Here is a 21513-nt window from a genome sequence, read left to right on the forward strand (position 1 = left end):
ATCGATCGTGTCAATAATGTAAAAATACACTTATTATTATGCCCGACTAAAATGATATACGGGCAATACAGTGTATACATTAGATCAAATACTCACCTAATGTGCCCAATGAGAAATTCATCTCACTTTATACATCACACCGCTCATTTATACCTTGTATAAAATCGTGCAATTTTTACTAATCGACTTAGAAAAAATAAACCACTATTTAGCTTTTCTAAAGCGACTCAATCCTTGTGTACACTTTACTATTCTCTCACACTATATAGCATGGCTAAGATGGCTTTTTTCAATGTTCTTGTTCGGAAATTCTATCACAGCTACTTTCGCTTGTTACGCCTTTTGTCATCAGGATTTCATGAATAAATGACCCATGATTATCACTATTTCTAATGTTGAGCCGAGTACACCTTTTTTTCAAGAAAAATGCGTTATTAAAGGCCACTAAATTACATAAATAAAATAAAAGCGCACCGAAGTGCGCCTCTACTTACAACACATTAACCCGCTTGATCTAAAAGCATATTACGAATATGACCAATAGCCTTTGTTGGGTTTAACCCTTTAGGGCAAACAGAGACACAATTCATAATTCCTTTACAGCGGAATAAGCTAAATGGGTCATCTAAACGTGCTAAACGGTCAGCAGTCGCTGTATCACGAGAGTCAATAATAAAGCGATAGGCATTGAGCAATGCGGATGGCCCTAAAAATTTATCTGGATTCCACCAAAATGAAGGACAAGAGGTCGAACAACACGCACATAAAATACACTCGTACAGACCATTCAAATGCTCACGCTCTTCAGGTGTTTGCAAGCGCTCTTTTGGTGGTGCAGGTTGATTGTTAATTAAAAATGGTTGAATCTTGTCATACTGATCATAAAACTGATTCATATCTACAACAAGATCTTTAATCACAGGCAAGCCTGGTAAAGGTCGGATAACTATTTTTTTCGGCAAATCATTTAAGTTTTGCAAACAAGCCAAGCCATTTTTACCATTAATATTTACACCATCCGAGCCACAAATACCTTCACGGCAAGAACGTCTAAACGTTAACGTTTCATCTTGAACTTTTAAAGCCAGTAAAGCATCTAATAACATACGATGTTTATCTGTAAGCTCTAACTTAAAAGTTTGCATGTACGGCGCTTTATCCTTATCAGGATCATAGCGGTAGATTTCGAAAATACGGGTTCCTCTACTCATTTCTATCTCCCAATTAGAATGTACGTGGCTTCGGTTGAATAGCATCAACAGTTAACGGCGAATACCGCACTGGCTTGTACTCTAAATGGTTATCTGCGGCATACCAAAGTGTATGCTTCATCCATTCGTCATCACGGCGTCCGTAAGAGTACGTTGGATGATCTGCAGGTAGTTCATAGTCTACAACCGTATGTGCTCCACGACATTCTTTACGTGCTGCCGCAGAAATAAGCGTTGCTTTTGCAACTTCATACAGATTTTCAACTTCTAATGCTTCAATACGTGCAGTATTAAATACTTTAGATTTGTCTTTTAAATGAATATTTCGAACACGTGGTTCAAGCGCTAAGATTTCTTTAACACCCTTATCAAGTAATGCTTGTGTACGGAATACACCTGCATGATCTTGTACAATGTCACGAATCGCATCAGCAACATCTTGTGCATTTTCACCCGATGCCGAACTATCCAATTTATTTACACGTGCCAATGTTTTTTCTAAAACATTCGTTGGCAATGGCGTGTATTCATCACCATGATGCTTGGTCACATAATCGATGATATGCTCGCCTGCTGCTTTACCAAATACGACTAAATCGAGTAAAGAGTTTGTACCCAAACGGTTTGCACCATGTACAGATACACATGAGCACTCGCCAATCGCATATAAACCTTTTACAGGTTGGGTAAAGTTACGCTGACTATTACTTTCATATTTATCTTCAGCAACATCATAGCCTGCTTCAAGTGAAGCATCTTGTTCACCCACTGGAATAACCACTTGACCATGAATATTGGTTGGAATACCACCCATTTGATAATGAATAGTTGGTACAACAGGAATTGGCTCTTTTGTAATATCTACATTTGCAAACTTTTTGCCAATTTCAAACACAGATGGCAAACGCTTCATGATGGTATCTGCACCCAAATGCGTCATATCTAACAAGATATAATCACCTTTCGGTCCACATCCACGACCTTCTTTAATTTCTTGGTCCATAGAACGCGATACAAAGTCACGTGGTGCAAGGTCTTTTAGTGTCGGTGCATAGCGCTCCATAAATGGTTCGCCATCTTTATTTCTTAAAATTGCACCCTCACCACGACAACCTTCTGTCAGAAGTACGCCTGCGCCAGCAACACCTGTTGGATGGAACTGCCAAAACTCCATATCTTGTAATGGAATTCCTGCACGTGCAGCCATACCTAAACCATCACCTGTATTAATATAGGCATTGGTCGATGCACGGTATACACGACCTGCTCCACCAGTTGCAAACAATGTCGCTTTTGCTTGGAATACTGCAATGTCACCCGTTTCTTGATCGTAAGCAGTTACGCCCAGAACATCACCTTCCTCATTACGAATCAGGTCAAGTGCAATCCACTCTACGAAAAACTGTGTACCCATTTTCACATTGCTTTGATATAGCGTATGTAGTAATGCATGCCCTGTACGGTCTGCTGCCGCACATGCGCGTGGTACCGCTTTTTCACCATAATTTGCAGAGTGACCACCAAATGGACGTTGGTAAATTGTACCATCGTTATTGCGGTCAAATGGCATACCCATGTGTTCAAGTTCATAAACAACTTTAGGCGCTTCACGGCACATAAACTCGATTGCATCTTGGTCACCTAACCAATCTGAACCTTTTACTGTGTCATAAAAGTGATAATGCCAATTGTCTTCTTGCATGTTTCCAAGTGATGCACCAATACCACCTTGAGCAGCAACTGTATGCGAACGTGTTGGAAACACCTTGGTAAGTACAGCAACTTTCAAACCTGCTTGAGCAAGTTGATACGCGGCTCTCATACCTGAGCCACCACCACCAACGATGACAGCATCAAATGTTAAATTTTGAATATTAGAATAATTTTCTTTGGGAGTAATTGCGCCCATGATGATGTCTTCCTATCTATCGGTTTGCCCAAAAAATCTGGATACCCCAGATTGCATAAACGAATACAGCAATAATCACTGCTGTCGTCAGAACCAAGCGCAAACCCGATGCAGATGGCCCCATGTGACGTGTCGTAACATAGTCTGTAAAGACTTGCCACATACCAATCCATCCATGAGCAACTAAAGAAAGAATCGCAAGCAATGAGAAAACCTTCATTGGAAGCGTCATCATAAAACCAGACCACTGCTCATAACTAAAACCGCTATGAAACAAGATCCACCCAAATACAATGACAGTATATGCCGCTAATACGATTGCGCTTATACGTTGAATAAACCAATCGCGGGAGCCTGAACCTGTTAAACCTGTAGCACTTTTCATTAGATTACGATCCATATAAACGCTGCGATTATCCCAATCGCAGACAAGCCCAATGAAACTGTAGCTGCCACTCGACCACTCTGTAGTTCCTCATTAAACCCGAGATCTGCAAACAAGTGCTTCATTCCCATAATAAAATGGTAAATCAGACCTGCAACAAAAGCCCAGACAATAAGGCGTACGAAGAAACTTCCGAAAATTTGTTCTTTCACATAAGTAAAGCCTTCAGGAGAAGACAATGACTTATCCAATATCCATAAAAGTACTGGAACCAACAAGAATACGATTACACCTGACAAACGGTGTAGGATTGATGCAATAGCCACGGGAGAGCGTAAGTTAACCGCTAACACCTGTCCCATGGACAAATTGACAGGTCTGTTGCTTTTCACAGCGGGCATCCTGTAAGTAAAAACTCCTTCTGGAGTTTGTTAGATTAATTCAAAGGAAAGCTAGCATATTATTTAGGCATCATGCCTAAATTCTTTTCTACGTCTTTGAATTATAGAACGGCTCTTGACAAATTTCAAACAAGCCATTCGATCTAAAAACAAACAATTTTATTTAAATAATAATCATTTATAAAAACACAAATAAAGCACTTTCCCAATTTAAAACTTCAAGAATCAATAAGCTATTTTTATTTTTAAAATCTTTTATTTTCTCATATTTTGATATATCACATAAATTTATTGACTTTTTGCATCTTTATTTTTTTTTGCATTAAATTTATTACCTACTTTTAGGCAAGGTTAACCTTTGTTTTAATTCACCTTATCTGAGAAATATGATCATTTTATGAAATTGAATGTATTTTTTTTAATCTTTTTTTTGACAAAAAGTACCACCGTTACAAAAAAGTTTTACTAAATATTTCTAAAGCAGAACCCTTTATTTATCTACATTCCTGAGACTTTAGAGTTTAAAAAAACATCAATTTATCACTTATTTTAGCTTATTCTTCATCATGCCTAATGCATAAAACACTATATTTCTTCCCTTATCTTGCTGTACATTGGAAGGCATAAGGACAAGATATGTTTATTTTGCATACAATATTAAAAATAAAAGTTTAAACTTTATCCAAATATCGGATGCAAACGGTAAATACACAGGTAGTGATTACAAGCAACTTTATCCAGCATAAGCAAGATAAAGCAGCTAAAAGCATATCAAATTACATTCACCAGGACAGGAGATCTATGAATGTCTGAAGCAAATGGTAAGAAAGCCACACTCAAACTGAATGGAAAAGAAATTGAACTTCCAATTTACAGTGGAACATTAGGCCCAGACGTTATTGATGTTAAAGATGTCCTTGCATCAGGACACTTCACTTTTGATCCTGGCTTTATGGCAACAGCATCATGTGAATCAAAAATTACTTATATCGATGGTAATGCAGGTATCCTTTTACATCGTGGCTACCCTATTGATCAGTTAGCAACAAAAACAGACTACTTAGAAACTTGCTACTTGTTATTAAATGGCGAGCTACCAACAGCCGAACAGAAAAAAGAGTTTGATAGCCAAGTTCGTAACCACACAATGGTTCATGACCAAGTCAGCCGTTTCTTCAATGGTTTCCGTCGTGATGCACATCCAATGGCAATTATGGTTGGTGTAGTCGGTGCACTTTCTGCGTTTTACCATAATAATTTGGACTTAGATGATGTAAACCATCGCGAAATTACAGCAATTCGTTTAATCGCAAAAGTGCCAACACTCGCAGCTTGGAGCTACAAATATACCGTTGGTCAACCATTTATTTATCCTCGCAATGACTTAGATTATGCAGAAAACTTTTTGCATATGATGTTCGCAACACCTGCTGACCGTGACTATAAAGTAAACCCTATTCTTGCTAAGGCAATGGATCGTATCTTTACACTACATGCAGACCATGAACAAAATGCTTCTACCTCTACAGTCCGTTTAGCAGGTTCTACTGGTGCAAACCCTTACGCATGTATTTCCGCAGGAATTGCAGCACTTTGGGGGCCTGCACATGGTGGTGCGAATGAAGCTGTACTCAAAATGCTTGATGAAATTGGCTCAGTTGAAAATGTTGCGCCATTCATGGAAAAAGTAAAGACCAAAGAAGTTAAACTAATGGGCTTTGGTCACCGCGTCTATAAAAACTTTGACCCTCGTGCCAAAGTCATGAAAGAAACGTGTGATGAAGTTCTTGGTGCATTAGGTATTAATGATCCTCAGCTTGAACTTGCAATGGAACTTGAACGTATTGCGCTGTCAGACGAATATTTCATTAAACGTAACCTATATCCAAACGTGGACTTTTATTCAGGGATTATTCTAAAAGCCATTGGTATTCCAACATCAATGTTTACTGTAATCTTTGCGCTTGCACGTACTATTGGTTGGATTACACACTGGTTAGAAATGCAGTCTACTCCTCATAAAATTGGTCGTCCACGCCAGCTTTATACAGGTGAAAAACAACGAAATATCGACCGCTAATCAAGTATCAATCATAAAAAAGCTGCCAATTGGCAGCTTTTTTATAGTCTAGTTTTTACATTTGGGATTGGATATAGTTTTGCTCGCCAATTAACTCTACAAGGCGAATTTGTTTTTCTAACCAATATGTATGGTCTTCTTCTGTATCAGATAATTGCTGGCGCAACATATCACGACTCACGTAGTCGCCATGTGTTTCACAAAGTGCAATACCTTGAACAAGTTTTTCACGTACATGATATTCAAGTGCCAAATCTGCTTTTAAGCAAGAAATCACATCTGTACCCACATCAATATCATCACGTCCCATATCTGGCGTACCACCTAGGAACAATACACGGCGGATAATGTCATCTGCATGAGATGCTTCTTCTTCCATTTCATGGTTAATGCGTTCGTATATCTTACTTAGACCCCAATCTTCATACATACGAGAGTGAATTAAGTATTGATCTCTAGCAGCTAACTCACCACCAATAAGCATATTTAAATAATCTATAACTTCTGGATTGCCACGCATATGAATTCTCCTAATCTAATGTCTATATTATGCTTATTTTTTATTACACTTGCAAAACAAAATATTTTATAAGTTACTGATTTTTATAAAATTAAAATGAGAAGCATACGCATTTGCAATTAAAAAAACATTTTCCTATTAAAAAATAACCCCTTAACAAATATCAAGGGGTTATTTATATTTAAAAAAGGTTTACTCAGACAATAATCTTTTTTGTAAATAATTAGAATGCTTCTTATTTCTTAAGCTAGGTGTCTTGACACTTTCGTATAAAGATAGCGAAATAGTAAAATTAAATTGCCAAACCCACATCTACTACTCACTATGCTTCATCAAAAGATTTTATATAGGTATTATATTGACCAAGTGGGTTTACGTTTAAATGCTTTACTAAACTGCTCATATAAAAGTCTGTAGTATCTGATTCAAGGTATAATATTTGATATTCTGTCAATAGCGTATTTAATACACTGCAAAAGAACCCCAAATAATATTGAATATTGGATTCAAATTCGCCCCCGATGTAAGCAACTTCAATAGATTGCTCCGTTGACTCCCCAACCAAAATATAAGATACAATCTTTTTTTGCTCAGCTAAACTATTTGATACAAAGTCATAAAGAACTTCGGAACGTTTTAAATCTATGGTCTTCTCTATACTTTTAAAAAAAGTATTTTGATCTAATTTTGAATTAAGTGGGTTTACACTTTTATGATAGTGTAAATAATTTAAGTAAAATAGCCTTTTAACTTCGCTTAACTCACCAAGACTCAATTCATTTAGTTTTCTTGTTATACGGCTACTAGTTTCTACAGGTGCTTGCTCTATCTCAACATCATAGGTCTTTCTTACCAAAGAAAATTGATGCCTTAATAAAAAATGGTTTGCAACTCTGTTTTCAGCATTAATCAAACACTGAAATGGAGCAATAAATGGCATATTTTTTTCTAAAAGACCTAATATTGTTGAGCCAACATTTCTACGTTGAAATGAACCTAAGACATCAATGTAAAAATAATAACTATTAGGATGAAAGTTATTTATATAACGAATACCAAGACCTATCATTTTATCCATCTGAAATGTGAGTACAAAATAACTCGATGCATAATTTAAATGCTCAATTTTATTCGCTTGAAGATAGTGAATAAGTTTTGACTCAATGACCTGATCATAATTATCTTTACGGTCATATATTGTATATTTCACATTGAACTCACAGACTATAATTTTGAAGACTCATAATTTAAAGTTTATTTTAAGCCATAAAGTATGGGGCTATTCAGTTACAAAAAACTAAAGATCAAAATAGAGTCCCATTAAAAAAACTGAATCATTAAAAATGTATTGAGAATTAATCACATTTGCACATATATTGATTGACTATAAGCCCCTTTTTAGGCCTAATCCATGTCGATATACAAGATCAATTTCCTAATTCATAGCTGTCAAGGTGTTCTCAAATACACTAAATTTAACCCAGTCGCGATCTCGTTTTAAATATACCAAACTTAGGAAGCAGGGCTCGCCATCGGCTTCCTGTACGAGCTATCTATAAGACCGCTTCTAGGCCACTACGTCCACTCATTGCTTTTTCCTAACCAGTGAAATGCCATAACCATTGGATATATATCTTTTCATGACTATAGGACAAACAAGAACATAGTGTATGTCGAATTCTCAATACACCCTAGTTTGGTGTTTGGCCATAGCTTTTCATTAATGCTAAGAATTCAGACTCAGATAAAGTACGTATACCTAACTTTTGTGCTTTATCTAACTTAGAACCCGCTTTTTCACCCGCAACTAAGCATTTTGTTTTGCTAGATACACTACCACTTACACGTGCACCTAAGGCTTGCAACATTTGAGTTGCTTGGTCACGGTTCAACTGCGTAAGTGTGCCTGTAAGTACCCAACTTTCACCATTTAAAGGCTGTGTAGTCGATGCACTTGGCGCATCCCAATAAATACCACTCTCTAAAAGTTTATCTATCACTTCTATATTGTGTTCAGCCTGAAAAAAGTCAGCAATCCATTCTGCTGTAATATCACCGACATCTGGTGTCTTTTTCAGTGCTTCACTCTCTGCTTTACGCAAGGCTTCCAATGTTGTAAATGTATTTGCAAGCATACGTGCCGTCGTTTCGCCCACACCACGAATCCCTAAAGCATATATAAAGCGTGCTAATGTCGTCTTTTTACTGGCTTCAATTGCATTAAATAAATTTTGAACGGACTTCTCACCCATCTTTTCAATATTTAAAAGCGTTTCTTTATGCTTATTTAAGTGATAAATATCAGATACATCTTTTAAAAGTTCCAAGTGTAAAAGAGATTCAACCCAACGATCACCTAATCCTTCAATATCCATTGCTTTTCTAGATACGAAGTGACGTATAGCCTCTATACGTTGTGCAGCACAATAAAGCCCACCTGAACAACGTGCAAGAGCTTCACCTTCAGGCATAACAACAGGCGATGCACAAACAGGACAGCTTTTAGGAAGTATGGTTTCTTGCAAGTCATCTACACGCAATTCTTGCCATACTTTTTCAACTTTCGGGATCACATCCCCTGTTCTGTACACACTAATGGTATCGCCAATACGTACATCAAGGCGGTGAACTTCGCCAATATTATGCAACGTTACATTTGAAACTGTCACACCACCGACTAAAACAGGTGCCAAACGAGCAACAGGAGTTAAAGCACCTGTTCTACCCACTTGCCAGTCAATCCCTTCAACTTTAGTGAGTGCAGCAACAGCCGGAAACTTATAAGCTGTTGCCCATCGCGGCTCTCTACTCAAAAAACCAAGTTGTTTCTGTTGTTTTAGGTTATCTACTTTAATCACCATACCATCAATTTCAACAGCTAGATTCTCTCTCTCTTGCTGAATTTGATCATACTTTTCTTGAACTTCTTGAATAGACTGACAAAGAAACTGACGTTCTGCAATTTCAAAACCAAGTTGAGTCAACCATTGTAAACTATCATGCATGGTTTCTAAGTCATTTGCAGGTTCACACTGCGCAATCCCATATGCATAAAATGCAAGTGGTCGAGAGGCTGCAATATTCGGATCTAATTGTCTTAGACTGCCTGCTGCTGCATTACGAGGATTCGCAAAGGTCTTTTCACCTTTTACTTCATTTATTTTATTTAGCTTTTCAAATCCTGATTTAGGCATCAACACTTCACCACGCACTTCCAATAGTGCTGGTGGTGCAGCGATATCATGATGTAAAGTTTTAGGTAAATTACGAATCGTTTTTACATTTTGTGTAATCTCTTCGCCTGTTTCACCATCGCCACGTGTTACCCCTTTTACCAACACGCCATGTTCATACCATAAAGAAATAGCAAGACCGTCTAACTTTAACTCTACGTCATAATTTACATGCTGATTTGGCAACCTTTCTTCGATACGGCGTGCAAAGGCAAATAAATCTTCTCGATTAAACACATTCCCCAAAGACAACATTGGTACAGCATGCTCTACACTATTAAACTTACTGAGTGCTTCACCACCTACACGTTGTGTTGGTGTATCATTTTGCACATCGTCTGGATATTGTTGCTCTAAATCTTTCAACTGGTGAAATAGCTGATCATATTCATTGTCTGAAATTGTTGGCTCATCCATGACATAATAAGCATGATTATGTTTTGCTAGCAATTGTATGAGCTGTCGCATACGACTTACTATTTGCGCTTTATCTATATTCACCATAAAAACCACCGTATAAAAAAGGCGGAGAAAATCCGCCTTTTATTTTTTAAATTTGATTAGGCCGATGCTGTCGGTTTAAAGTCAATGACCTGACGGCGCCAATATTCTTTCAATTGCATAGACAATTCATCATTATTTTCATCAAAGACTTTGCCATCAATTTCCCGTGCGATTAAGCCTGCTGTACTCGCCATTGTATCAAAACCTTCTTGAGCATACGCATTAGGTAGTGCCAAGAAAAATGCCAATCCATGCACTTGCTCAGTCGATAAAGTTTCCAAGTCAAAACCAACAGGACCTTCATCTGAAATTTTAAGAACAGAAAACATCAATGGTGCCGCTTTTGCTTGATCATCTTGTGTCTCATCTAAATTTTTATAACGATGAAAGCAAGATAACTCTCCAAAACGCAAACCATATTTAAGCAGTATTTTTAAGGTTTTATCACCAGACAATATACAACGTGGACCCGGATAAACATTTAGACTAATAATATGCTGTGCATTTGCCAATGAGCACTCGTCGTCATAGCGCTGTTGCTCATTGAGATGCATATCCAAAATAGAGCTTTCTTCATCAAACTCTTTAATTTCTGCTTTTTCAATATCTTTATTTAAGTGATAAACTGCTTCTTTTTTCGGCTTCTCTTCTGGCTGTTTTTCAACAGCTGCCGTAGCAGGTTGAACAACATCAGCCTTTTGAGCATCAGTTTCTTTTTTATCCTCAACACTCGAAGTTGCATCTTTCAACTCAGATGCTTTTACTTCAGCATGCTGGTTAGCATCTTCTATTTTTTTATTTGGTTCTTCAGCAGAATTCTGCGTATCTTTAGTTTCTGCAATTGTTTCAGCCTTCTGCTCAGTAGCTTTTTCTTTCACCACTTTAGCTGATTTTTTTTCTGGCGTTTGACCAAATTCGATCATGTTCAATTGCTGTCTAACAAATCTTGGTAAAACAGGTTGATTTGTTTCAGGATTAATATGTAGCTCAGCGTCTAGCGATGGTACAAATTCTCTTGGTTTTCTCAACAGTATATACAATGCAAAGATAATAATACCTACTGCAATGACAATACCAATAATTGTAGTTGTTTCCATGTCAAGACTCCGCAACTAAGCCGTATTCTTTCGCTTCTTCTAAATTCACAGTAACTAGTTTTGATGTTCCTGGCTCGGGCATTGTAACACCAAGCAGATCTGTCGCCATCGTCATTGCTAGTTTATTATGGGTAATGTAAATAAATTGTACTTGTTCTGAAAGTTCTTTCACTAAATTGCAAAATCTGCCGACATTTGCATCATCTAATGGTGCATCAACCTCATCTAACACACAAAAAGGTGCGGGATTTAATCTAAAAATTGCAAAAACAAGCGATAACGCTGTTAAAGCTTTTTCACCACCAGATAAAAGTGCCAATGAACTATTACGCTTACCTGGTGGACGTGCCATGAGTTTTACACCTGACTGCCAATCGCCATCTAAACTTAAACTTGCTTCACCACCACTAAATACTTTTGGAAAGAGTATCTTTAATTCGGCATTGATCTTATCAAATGTTTGCATAAAAAGCTTTTTTGTTTCTTGATCAATACTTTTCATAGCAGCATGCAACTGCTCAATCGTATTTTCTAAGTCAGACATTTGATGCGTCAACTCTTCATGGCGCTGCTTCACATCATTATATTCAGCGGAAGCAACCAAATTCACTGCGCCTAACTTAGCAAATTTAGTTTGCAGTTTTGTGAGCTTTTCCTGATGCACAGCAACATCAATAATTATATCTTTAAGACAGTTTGCATTTAGGTTTTCCAACTGCTCACTATAATGTGATAAATCAGATTTTACCGCATGCCATGCTAAACGCTTCTCTTCGAGTAAATCACGTAAGCGCTGATCATCAATTTCAAGCTGATGCCTTTTTTCAGTTAACTGCTGTTGTTTTGCCTGAATCGTATTTAACTCACACTGCCATTCGCTGAGTTGCGTTTGCAGTTTTTCCACACAAATCAGTTGCTCCTCATATTGCTGCTGCAATAAAGGAATTTCATCGGTAGATGGCTGAATTAGTGTCGTTAAATGTTTGATTTGTATATGTACTTGCTGTAATTGTGCAGTTAAAAATGATTGATCTTTATCTAAAAGACCACTTTCTTTCTGACAAGCATTTAATTTTTCACGAACATCATGATAGTTTTGCTCACACTGTTTTAAAGTCTCTATAAGCATTTCGAGATCATTTTCAGATGCAAATACAACTTGCTGTGCCTGATCATATTCAGGTGTTAAAGCAGATAACTTCATTTGTATTGCGTGTATATCTATCTCTAGATCATCTTTTTGCATTGCATCTTCTTCAAGCTGAACATCCACTTGCTTTAACTGCTCATGCAACTGCTGGTACTGTGCTGTATATGCTTGATGCTGACTTTGTAGTTTAATCACTGAAACATTAAGCGCTTGTGCTTGGTTCTGCTGTTGTTTTAACTGCTGTTGCTGTGAGGAAATCACTTGCTGATGTTGTGCAAGTTTATCTTTCAACTCCGAAAGATTTTTTTCATCTACAGCATACTTTTCTTCGAGTACCTTTAACTCATTGATGATTTCTTCGAGACGAATCTTATGACTCAGCATTCCCTGTGCGACTTGACTGTCTTCATCATAAAATAAAGCAATAATCCAATCTGAACCAATCCAATATCCATCAAGCGTTAAAATCGTTTGCCCTACATTCAACCTGCTTTGTAATGCGATACCATTTTTAAATGTATCTACAATTGCAATATCATTACAGAAAGAAAGCTGTGGATGTTCAATCCATGAAGCAAGTACAGGTAAGCCTAAGATCTTTTGGTTAAGCTGATCTACCTTGTTCAATACGACTTGTCTAGCGACATCTTTCCTAAACTGATCTTCACTGTCCAAGACCGCAGCAGAAAGCCATTTTGCTAAAAATTTCTCTATTAAACTTGCATATGGTTTGGCTTCAGACGTTAACTCTAAAACTTGTATTAATTGTTGATATGGCTTTTTTTGCTTTGATACGGTTGTTTTTGCAAGTAGCTTTTCTAAGTTAATCTTTTCTTGCCGTAAAATTTTAATTTGTGAATGTACATCATCACAAGTTGTTTTTGCTTCATCATATGCTTGTTGAAACTGTTTTAACTTTAATGCATCATCACTTAAAATTTTTTCAGTCAGATCAATACCTGCCAATAAATCTTGGTATTCCTGCTGTAACTCTTGGACTAAACCATCATCATTTTTTTTATTTAATCTTTTGAGCTGTAACAGTAAAACATCTTTTTGTTGCTGTCCTCTTTGAATATTTTTATTGAGCTGCACTTGTTGTGACTGTAACGTCTGCTCTCTTTGCTTTTGTTGCTCAAATGTTTGGGATAATGTTTCTGATGCTTCTTTCTTATCTTTATATGAAAGCTTGATTTTTTCTATCGCTATTTTACTTTCAGAAACCTCTTTTTCACAGCGAATAACTTGCTGCTGCAAATCATCTTGTCGTGTATATAAATCATCAAGCTGAATATCAAGCAATTGTACTTTTTGTTTAATATCCTCTTTTTGTTTTTCTAATAGATGAAGTTGACTCTTATTCTGCTCAAGTAATTGAGTCTTCTGCTCTAACTGCATTTGCAGCGATAATCTTTTGTTATCTGCAATTTGCCACTCTTGCTGTAAAGGTGAAGAGTTTTGTATTAAACGCTGAAAAATTTTACTGACATCATTTAAATCATGCTCAACCGTATTTAATTCAGAGCGTGTTTGCTTAAAAGACTCACCAAGTTCATCCATTTGTAGCGTATATTCTTGCTGTAGCTGAGTACTTTTTTCATACTGAAACGATAAAATCTCCACTTTCACAGTCAGTATTTCTTTTTCTAACTCTTGGTATTGCACAGCATTTTCAGATTGGCGTTTTAATGTTTTAAGCTGTGCTTTTAATTCACTTTCAATATCTTCTAAACGAGATAAATTTTGGGTTGTCTGTTCTAAGTGATGTAATGTTTCTTTACGGCGTGACTGATAACGAGAAATGCCCGCTGCTTCTTCAATAAAAATACGCATATCATCAGGCTTTGCATCAATCAAGCGATTAATCATCCCTTGCTCAATGACTGCATAAGAGCGTGGTCCAAGACCAGTTCCTAAGAAAATATCGGTAATATCACGACGCCGACAGCGTGTTCCATTTAAAAAGTACTCAGACTTACCCTCTCTAGTAACTTGCCTACGTACGGCTAACTCATTATAAGCATTGTACTCACCGCCGAGCTTTCCATATGTATTGTCAAAGCGTAATTCTACACTTGCAACACCAACAGGCTTGCGTTTTGCTGTTCCTGTAAAGATAACATCCTGCATACTGCCACCACGTAATTGGCGAGCACTAGACTCTCCCATTACCCAGCGAACCGCATCAATGACATTCGACTTTCCACAGCCATTTGGCCCAACAATCGCACTACGGTTCGCTTTAAATTTTAATGTAGTCTGATCTGCAAATGACTTAAATCCAGAAAGTCTTAAACTGCTTAAACGCATACAATACCAATATTTTAAAAAACTTATCTTTTCTCGCTATAAATTATTTATAGCCATGACTAGGGGTGCTATTCTTGTTGAAAACACGGTATAAATAAAGTGCTTTTTTAAACTTATTCAATTAAAGTTAAAACAACAATCATAATTAATTAAAGATATGCACCATTTTTATTTTCTTCCCGGCGCTTCAGGCAATACAGATTTTTGGCAGCCTCTTTTACAGAAGTATATAAATACCACACATGAAGGACAAATCATTGCCTATCCTGGCTTTTACAATATACCGTGTGAACCACATATTCAGTCTTTTGAGCAACTGAGTGATCATGTTTTATCTAAAATTGTAAAACCGAGTATTCTCATTGCTCAGTCAATGGGTGGTCTATTTGCGATACGAGCTGCGCTAGAAAAAGGTGATTTGGTCAAAGGCTTAGTGCTTATTGCAACTTCAGGTGGCATTTGTTTAGATGAGTTCAATGTACAAGACTGGAGAGCAGACTATCACCAACAGCAGGCTCAAACACCGAACTGGTTTGTAAAGACGCAAGCCAATTATGAAAAAGAACTGGCATCCATAAAAATACCCGTTCTTCTCATTTGGGCAGATGCAGATCCAATTAGCCCCTTACCCATTGCATTAAAACTACAGTCTTACTTACCTCAAGCTGAACTAAAGGTTATCAGGTCTACAAGCCATCATTTTGCCTCATTGCACAGCACAAAAATTAAAGCTTATATCGATGAATACTTTCAATTACCTTAAAATTGATATTGTGCGCCAATGCCTAAATTATAGTATTTAGAGGAAATGCCGGCATTACCCTTAATATTACTCTCTTTAATTCTTATTGTTGCAGGGGAAAATTTATAATCACTCCAAGTAACCTCACTAAATAGCTTTACTTTAGGTGAAATATAATAACCACCATTTAGCGTTACTGAGTAGTAATCAGACATTTCACCTTTACTATAAAATGTAAGATCTCGATAATAATGCTCATCATGGTCTTTTGCTTGAACCCATTGACTCATCTTAGCAGTGGCATTCAATTCATATTTATTATATGTATAACGGGCGACTAAACCGATATATGGTGCTCTAAATTTTTGTTTGTAACCAATACCTGACTCATCATCAGGAAAACTTCCCTCAAGCATCATCGCTGTGCCTTGAATATAGTTTCCTGAGGAATTTGTTGCTCCATAATGGTATCTACCTCCCTTAGAAGTCCAACTAAATTGGCTTTGCTCATAACCCGCGAGTACACCCATTTTATAATTTGGTGCCCGAACAAACCAAGAGATAAAATTAAGATCAAACTTATTTGCAGAATTCAGAGAAGTGTTTGGATGGTGTGACCAATCTGTATTGAGTGATCTTGTTTGAGGGTCTCTCCAATCATAATCATCCATTTTTACAGTGTTTGAAGACAATGACGTCCAACCATTTATATTCATGGTTAACCATGAGTTCAATTCCCATGTAAAATCTGCCTTTACTGTGGGTACATTTTTTATTTCCCAATTCAGCAAACTTAATATGCTATTATCATTCGCAAATACATATTTTCTAGCTTCTCCACCCGTTAAAATAGAAGGTGTTAAACTAAAATACATAGCCCCATTAGAAAGTGTGTCTTTTTCTTCTACCTGTTGTACATTTTGTTGATTAAGATATTGTTTAGATACAGGCTCAGCTATAATTTCTGATTCATTTACAATTTCAACTGGATCTAATTTATCCCATGAAGTTGCATAAATAGATGTAATTGGTAAAAAACTAAAAATAAATAAGTAATTTAATGGTTTCAATTGAAAGTACATTTGGTTTACTTCGTAAGAATTGTTAACCAAATAATAACAAAACACCTAAAAATAGTATATTTTTTTATCATATAAATAAGGATTTATATTAATTAAATATAACTAATATAGCCTCGTTTATATCCTTTAGGGCTACTATTAAATACTTCTGCATCTTCACTTACTTTTTTCAAGGTGACTTCTTCTGCATCTAATAAATGTTGAATAAACTCAACAATTTGAGTTTCATTAAGTTTAGTAGGCTGAAAGTACTCATAGTTTTTAGCTTTAAAAAATAGATCAACGCCTTTGTTACTTTGAACATATTTCATCGACCAATCACTAAACTGAATATTTGGGATTTCTTTTTTACTCAGTAAAATAATGTCTTGATGTCTTTTATCTTTTTTTATGCCTTCAAATAGCTGCTCTACAACCTCTTTTTCACCTTCTAAGCATTGAAAAAAAGAATTATGCGCATAATACAAAACACCATTGATATTATGAAGTCGGTTAAAACGAACGGCCGTCGTTAAAATATCACTCAGATCTTGTAACAATTCCTGATGATCTTTACGCGTGCTTGCATAGCATAATTGTATTAACACAAGTCACCCCTGTTAAACTTTTATGTAGGTAGAATTAATTATTAACCACTTGACATTAACCGTTAATATACCTAAAACATTATCTATTAACAAATTATTTTTTGATCTGTTTAATAAAATGCCTCACATTTTAATGGAGGCATTCTTATCAATTATGCATTTGGCGTATGATACATCAAATATAATTCATTGAGATTATTGGGTATTTCTTCTGCAATTTCATCCATCAGTTGCCCATTTCTACGAAATGATTCCATCTGTGGATCTTCTTCATCAATACCGCTAAAAACCATCATTGGTAAAGTTAAATCAATGAGCTGCTCTTCAAACTCAGGTGCAAACCAAGCTTCTTCATTCAAGAACATTGCATCGACAAATCCTACTGACCAATCACCTAGACTCGAATCTACATCTGCTTCTTCCACTTCAAACGGGAAATCTATACCTTCCTCATTTGCAAGATTTTGGCGAATATCATCTAACCACAGTTTGACTTGTTCAATAATATTTTTTGGTACGGATTGCTGTTTTTGATCAAACAACTCTTCTAACCATTGTTTAAATAGTGGACCAACCGCAATTGCACTAAGAAAACCATGAGTTGCAGCAAAATCTAGACCATGTTCGTTTTGGTCACCATCTAAATATTCAGCCAAGAGATCTAAATCTAAAGCACTCATATTTTCCATCACTCATTTTAACTCTCTAATTTAGAGAGAATAACATTGATTTATGACAATCGTAAAAGGTTTACGCTTCATCATCGTCAAAATCATCATCATCAAAGTCATAATCAAACTCTTTAAGTTCTTTTTCAAGACGACGCTGCGCGAGTAAGTCATCAATTAAACGACGTTTCTCTAATGACTCTTTTGCAGTGATTTTATTTGATGATTCGTCAAAACCCGAGTCATCATCATAACTTTCATCTAATTCAAAATCTGTAGAAGACACTCAACTACACCTCAGTAAAATAATACCCTTAAAGCCGCTATTTATCGCGGTTTTATACTTTTGTCAAGAATAATATATCTAAATTCCTTCGTTCTTATGAAAAGTGCTTTTTTTATAACAAATTTGATATATTTTTATAGTACAGACATAAACATATCACGTATAACTTGAAAAAAAAGCATATACCCCTATATATCAAACAATACTGCATCAGATTTGATATAATGTCAGACAACACATATCATTTCTCAAAAAAATATTCGTAAATTGTGCTATAATGCACGGTTTTTCACTGCCACAGATTCAACTAAAGAGTAAGCATAAGATGAGCGATATGAATTCCCCTACTTCTCAAGTAGCGGCTCTGATTAGCCGAGGCAAAGAACAAGGTTATTTAACTTACGCTGAGGTTAACGATCATCTCCCAGACTCGATTACCGAAAGCGAACAGATAGAAGACATTATACAAATGCTTCAGGACGTTGGTATTCCTGTCCATGAACGCGCTCCTGAAACTGATGACACTGTGTTTGGTGAATCTGCTGATACTGGCGATGAAGTCGCAGAAGAAGAAGCTGCTGCCGTTTTAGCATCTGTAGAAAGTGAACCTGGGCGTACCACAGATCCTGTTCGTATGTATATGCGCGAAATGGGTACTGTAGAGCTTTTAACCCGTGAGGGTGAAATTAGTATTGCAAAACGCATCGAAGAAGGTATTCGTGATGTATTGCATGCGATTGCTTACTGGCCAAATGCTGTTGAAGTTGTACTCAAAGAATATGAAGATTATGGCAACGGCGAACGACGTTTAGCAGATATTCTATCAGGCTACTTAGACCCTGAGTCTGATGAAGAAATCCCTGAAGTTTTAGAAGACGAAAATCATTTAAATGATGATGAAGAATCAACGACTTCAACAAAATCTAAAAAAGACACCAAATTAGATGATGATGAAGATGACGAGGATGAAGAATCTGACTCAGATTCAGATGATTCAGAAGGTGAGTCTGGACCTGATCCTGAAATTGCACGTGTACGTTTCACAGAGCTACAACAATCATGGGCAACTGCAAAAGAAATTATTGCAAAGCATGGCCGTGAATCAAAAGAAGCTGGTGTTTCACTACAAAGTCTAGCAACTGTCTTCATGATGTTTAAATTCACACCTCGCCTATTTGAAATTATTTCAGAAATGATTCGTGGCACACATGACCAAATTCGTCAGTCAGAGCGTGAAATCATGCGCTATGCTTTACGTCGCGGTCGTATGGATCGTACTCAGTTTAGAAAAAGTTTTCCTGGACGTGAGTCTAGCTTAACTTGGCTAGATGAACAGCTTGAAGTCACACCTGCTGAAATGCGTGGTTATTTAGAAAAAGTACGTCCAGATATTCTTGCTTTCCAACAAAAAATCGCAGATACAGAAAAAGATCTTGGTTTATCTGTTGCAGAAATCAAAGACATTTCTAAACGTATGACAGTTGGTGAAGCGAAAGCGCACCGTGCAAAAAAAGAGATGGTTGAAGCAAACTTACGTCTTGTAATCTCTATTGCTAAAAAATATACCAACCGTGGTCTACAGTTCTTGGATCTTATTCAAGAAGGTAACATTGGTCTAATGAAAGCGGTTGATAAGTTTGAATACCGTCGTGGTTACAAATTCTCAACGTATGCAACATGGTGGATTCGCCAAGCAATCACACGTTCAATTGCAGACCAAGCGCGTACCATTCGTATTCCTGTACACATGATTGAAACAATTAACAAAATTAATCGTGTTTCACGTCAGCTTTTACAAGAAATGGGAAGAGAGCCAACACCTGAAGAACTTGGTGAACGTCTAGAAATGGATGAAGTTCGCGTTCGTAAAGTACTCAAAATTGCGAAAGAACCTATTTCAATGGAAACGCCAATTGGCGATGATGAAGACTCTCACCTAGGTGACTTCATTGAAGATGCAAACATTACGTCTCCTGTAGATGCTGCAACTTCAGAAGGTCTAAAAGAAGCAACACGTGATGTACTTGAAAACCTTACAGAACGTGAAGCACGTGTATTAAAAATGCGTTTTGGTATTGATATGCCAACAGACCACACCCTTGAAGAGGTTGGGAAACAATTTGATGTAACACGTGAACGTATTCGTCAGATTGAGGCGAAAGCATTACGTAAATTACGCCACCCTTCACGCTCAGAACACTTACGCTCATTCCTTGAGAATGACTAAGTTTTCAAGGGTTGAAAAATTATGATAAGCCCTTATATATAGCTTATCTGATATAAAAACGTCTGCATATCTGCAGGCGTTTCTACATAAAGAGGCGCTTATGTTAGACCGTACCCCATCAAGAGAGCTACAAGAAGACCTTTGGGTATTTCCAATGGACTACCCAATTAAACTCATTGGCGAAGCAAGTGATGAGTTACATACAGCCGTTGTTGAAATTTTAGTAAAACATTTCCCTAATTTCGAGGAAGAAACGCTCGCTGTACAACCATCACGCACTGGAAAGTATCACTCGATTACTGCTCAGTTACGCTTTGATGAGTTAGAACAAGTTCATGCTTTATATGCAGACCTTGCAGCTTGTCCTTTAATCAAAACTGCTCTGTAACATAAAAGAAACCAGTACATTAGTGACTGGTTTCTTTTTTCTATTTAGGGATTTCACATGCGTGAGTCTAGCACTACTGCCTCTCATGAGCTCAAAATCCGTTGTTTTAATCACCCTCAAGATTACAAACAACTTTTCGAATCTATGAAAGAGTTCACAAATTCTCGAGATGAAAATACACCTGATGAGATTTGGCTTTTACAACATAATAATACTTTGACCCAAGGCCAAGCAGGAAAAGCAGAACATATTCTAACCCATAGCAATATCCCCATAGTACATACAGACCGTGGTGGGCAAGTTACATGGCATGGACCTGGCCAATTAATTGCTTATTTTCTATTAGATCTTAATCGTTTATCTTGGAATGTACGTACACTTGTCAGCTTTGCTGAAAAAATGATGATTGATTTACTTGAAAAATATGGAATCAAAGCATATGCCAAGCCAGATGCTCCTGGGGTCTATGTAGATGGGAAAAAAATTGGATCTTTAGGGTTTAAAATACGTAAAGGTCGCAGTTATCATGGGTTTGCATTAAATATAAACTGTGAACTTAATGCTTTTCATACGATTAACCCATGTGGTTATGCAGGTCTTGAAATGACTCGTATTCATGACCTCATTCTCTCCAATAAGTTACCGACCATAGAAACCATCTACGAAGATGTAATTGCGTATTTATCAGACTCCAATTACTTTAAAAGAAGTCAGGTAAACTACCTATAAGGAT

18 protein-coding genes are annotated in these 21513 nt (G+C 36.8%); 5 read left to right on the forward strand and 13 right to left on the reverse strand.

What is annotated here, in order from left to right:
- Window positions 1–500 precede the first annotated feature (500 nt).
- Genes P256_RS04545 through sdhC form a run of 4 tightly spaced genes read right to left on the reverse strand, consistent with a single transcriptional unit; the run spans window position 501 to window position 3906 of the window.
- Window positions 501–1211, reverse strand: a complete 711-nt coding sequence (locus tag P256_RS04545; RefSeq protein WP_023272505.1) for a succinate dehydrogenase iron-sulfur subunit — start codon at window positions 1209–1211, stop codon at window positions 501–503.
- 13 nt (window positions 1212–1224) lie between these two features.
- Window positions 1225–3120, reverse strand: a complete 1896-nt coding sequence (locus P256_RS04550) for an FAD-dependent oxidoreductase (RefSeq protein WP_023272506.1) — start codon at window positions 3118–3120, stop codon at window positions 1225–1227.
- Between the two features lie 16 nt (window positions 3121–3136).
- Window positions 3137–3505 (reverse strand): succinate dehydrogenase, hydrophobic membrane anchor protein, encoded by a 369-nt coding sequence (gene sdhD / locus P256_RS04555; RefSeq protein ID WP_023272507.1) that lies wholly within the window; start codon window positions 3503–3505, stop codon window positions 3137–3139.
- Complete coding sequence (gene sdhC / locus P256_RS04560; protein WP_171068503.1) at window positions 3505–3906, reverse strand: succinate dehydrogenase, cytochrome b556 subunit; 402 nt, start codon at window positions 3904–3906, stop codon at window positions 3505–3507. The genes sdhD and sdhC overlap by 1 nt, the downstream gene beginning before the upstream one ends.
- An 805-nt stretch (window positions 3907–4711) precedes the next feature.
- Between sdhC and gltA the strand changes: the two genes are divergently transcribed.
- Window positions 4712–5986, forward strand: a complete 1275-nt coding sequence (gene gltA / locus P256_RS04565; protein WP_023272509.1) for a citrate synthase — start codon at window positions 4712–4714, stop codon at window positions 5984–5986.
- Between the two features lie 55 nt (window positions 5987–6041).
- Here the strand turns inward: gltA and ftn are convergent, their stop codons facing one another.
- The 5 genes from ftn to smc all read right to left on the reverse strand — a co-directional run bounded on the left by ftn (window position 6042) and on the right by smc (window position 14800).
- Window positions 6042–6506, reverse strand: coding sequence for a heteropolymeric bacterioferritin subunit Ftn (ftn, locus tag P256_RS04570; RefSeq protein ID WP_023272510.1), 465 nt, complete (start codon window positions 6504–6506; stop codon window positions 6042–6044).
- Between the two features lie 322 nt (window positions 6507–6828).
- Window positions 6829–7716 (reverse strand): hypothetical protein, encoded by an 888-nt coding sequence (locus tag P256_RS04575; protein WP_023272511.1) that lies wholly within the window; start codon window positions 7714–7716, stop codon window positions 6829–6831.
- Window positions 7717–8197: 481 nt separating this feature from the next.
- Window positions 8198–10243, reverse strand: a complete 2046-nt coding sequence (gene ligA, locus P256_RS04580) for an NAD-dependent DNA ligase LigA (RefSeq protein ID WP_023272512.1) — start codon at window positions 10241–10243, stop codon at window positions 8198–8200.
- A gap of 56 nt (window positions 10244–10299) precedes the next feature.
- On the reverse strand, window positions 10300–11340 hold the full coding sequence (locus P256_RS04585) for a cell division protein ZipA C-terminal FtsZ-binding domain-containing protein (protein WP_023272513.1): 1041 nt from the start codon (window positions 11338–11340) through the stop codon (window positions 10300–10302).
- Between the two features lies 1 nt (window position 11341).
- Window positions 11342–14800, reverse strand: a complete 3459-nt coding sequence (gene smc, locus P256_RS04590) for a chromosome segregation protein SMC (RefSeq protein WP_023272514.1) — start codon at window positions 14798–14800, stop codon at window positions 11342–11344.
- Between the two features lie 157 nt (window positions 14801–14957).
- On the opposite strand from smc, the gene P256_RS04595 reads away from it, so the two are divergent.
- Window positions 14958–15563, forward strand: coding sequence for an alpha/beta fold hydrolase (locus P256_RS04595; RefSeq protein WP_023272515.1), 606 nt, complete (start codon window positions 14958–14960; stop codon window positions 15561–15563).
- Here the strand turns inward: P256_RS04595 and P256_RS04600 are convergent.
- From P256_RS04600 to P256_RS04615, 4 genes are all read right to left on the reverse strand, one after another.
- Window positions 15560–16624 carry an omptin family outer membrane protease gene (locus P256_RS04600; protein ID WP_023272516.1) on the reverse strand — a complete coding sequence of 355 codons (1065 nt, stop codon included), beginning with the start codon at window positions 16622–16624 and terminating at the stop codon, window positions 15560–15562. The genes P256_RS04595 and P256_RS04600 overlap by 4 nt on opposite strands.
- A 92-nt stretch (window positions 16625–16716) precedes the next feature.
- Window positions 16717–17211, reverse strand: coding sequence for a BLUF domain-containing protein (locus tag P256_RS04605; RefSeq protein WP_023272517.1), 495 nt, complete (start codon window positions 17209–17211; stop codon window positions 16717–16719).
- Between the two features lie 152 nt (window positions 17212–17363).
- A complete protein-coding gene (locus P256_RS04610; protein ID WP_040331817.1) occupies window positions 17364–17891 on the reverse strand; it encodes a YecA/YgfB family protein in 528 nt (175 codons plus the stop codon).
- A 70-nt stretch (window positions 17892–17961) separates the two neighbouring features.
- Window positions 17962–18165, reverse strand: coding sequence for a PA3496 family putative envelope integrity protein (locus tag P256_RS04615; protein WP_023272519.1), 204 nt, complete (start codon window positions 18163–18165; stop codon window positions 17962–17964).
- 277 nt (window positions 18166–18442) lie between these two features.
- Here P256_RS04615 and rpoD point away from each other — a divergent pair, with 277 nt between their 5' ends.
- The 3 genes from rpoD to lipB all read left to right on the forward strand — a co-directional run bounded on the left by rpoD (window position 18443) and on the right by lipB (window position 21509).
- On the forward strand, window positions 18443–20392 hold the full coding sequence (rpoD, locus tag P256_RS04620; RefSeq protein WP_265596953.1) for an RNA polymerase sigma factor RpoD: 1950 nt from the start codon (window positions 18443–18445) through the stop codon (window positions 20390–20392).
- A gap of 100 nt (window positions 20393–20492) precedes the next feature.
- On the forward strand, window positions 20493–20780 hold the full coding sequence (locus P256_RS04625) for a YbeD family protein (protein ID WP_023272521.1): 288 nt from the start codon (window positions 20493–20495) through the stop codon (window positions 20778–20780).
- Between the two features lie 57 nt (window positions 20781–20837).
- Window positions 20838–21509: a lipoyl(octanoyl) transferase LipB gene (gene lipB, locus P256_RS04630; protein WP_023272522.1), complete on the forward strand. Its 672-nt coding sequence runs from the start codon at window positions 20838–20840 to the stop codon at window positions 21507–21509.
- The last annotated feature ends 4 nt before the right edge of the window (window positions 21510–21513 follow it).

Origin of the sequence: Acinetobacter nectaris CIP 110549 (assembly GCF_000488215.1) — a bacterium.
GTDB lineage: Bacteria > Pseudomonadota > Gammaproteobacteria > Pseudomonadales > Moraxellaceae > Acinetobacter > Acinetobacter nectaris.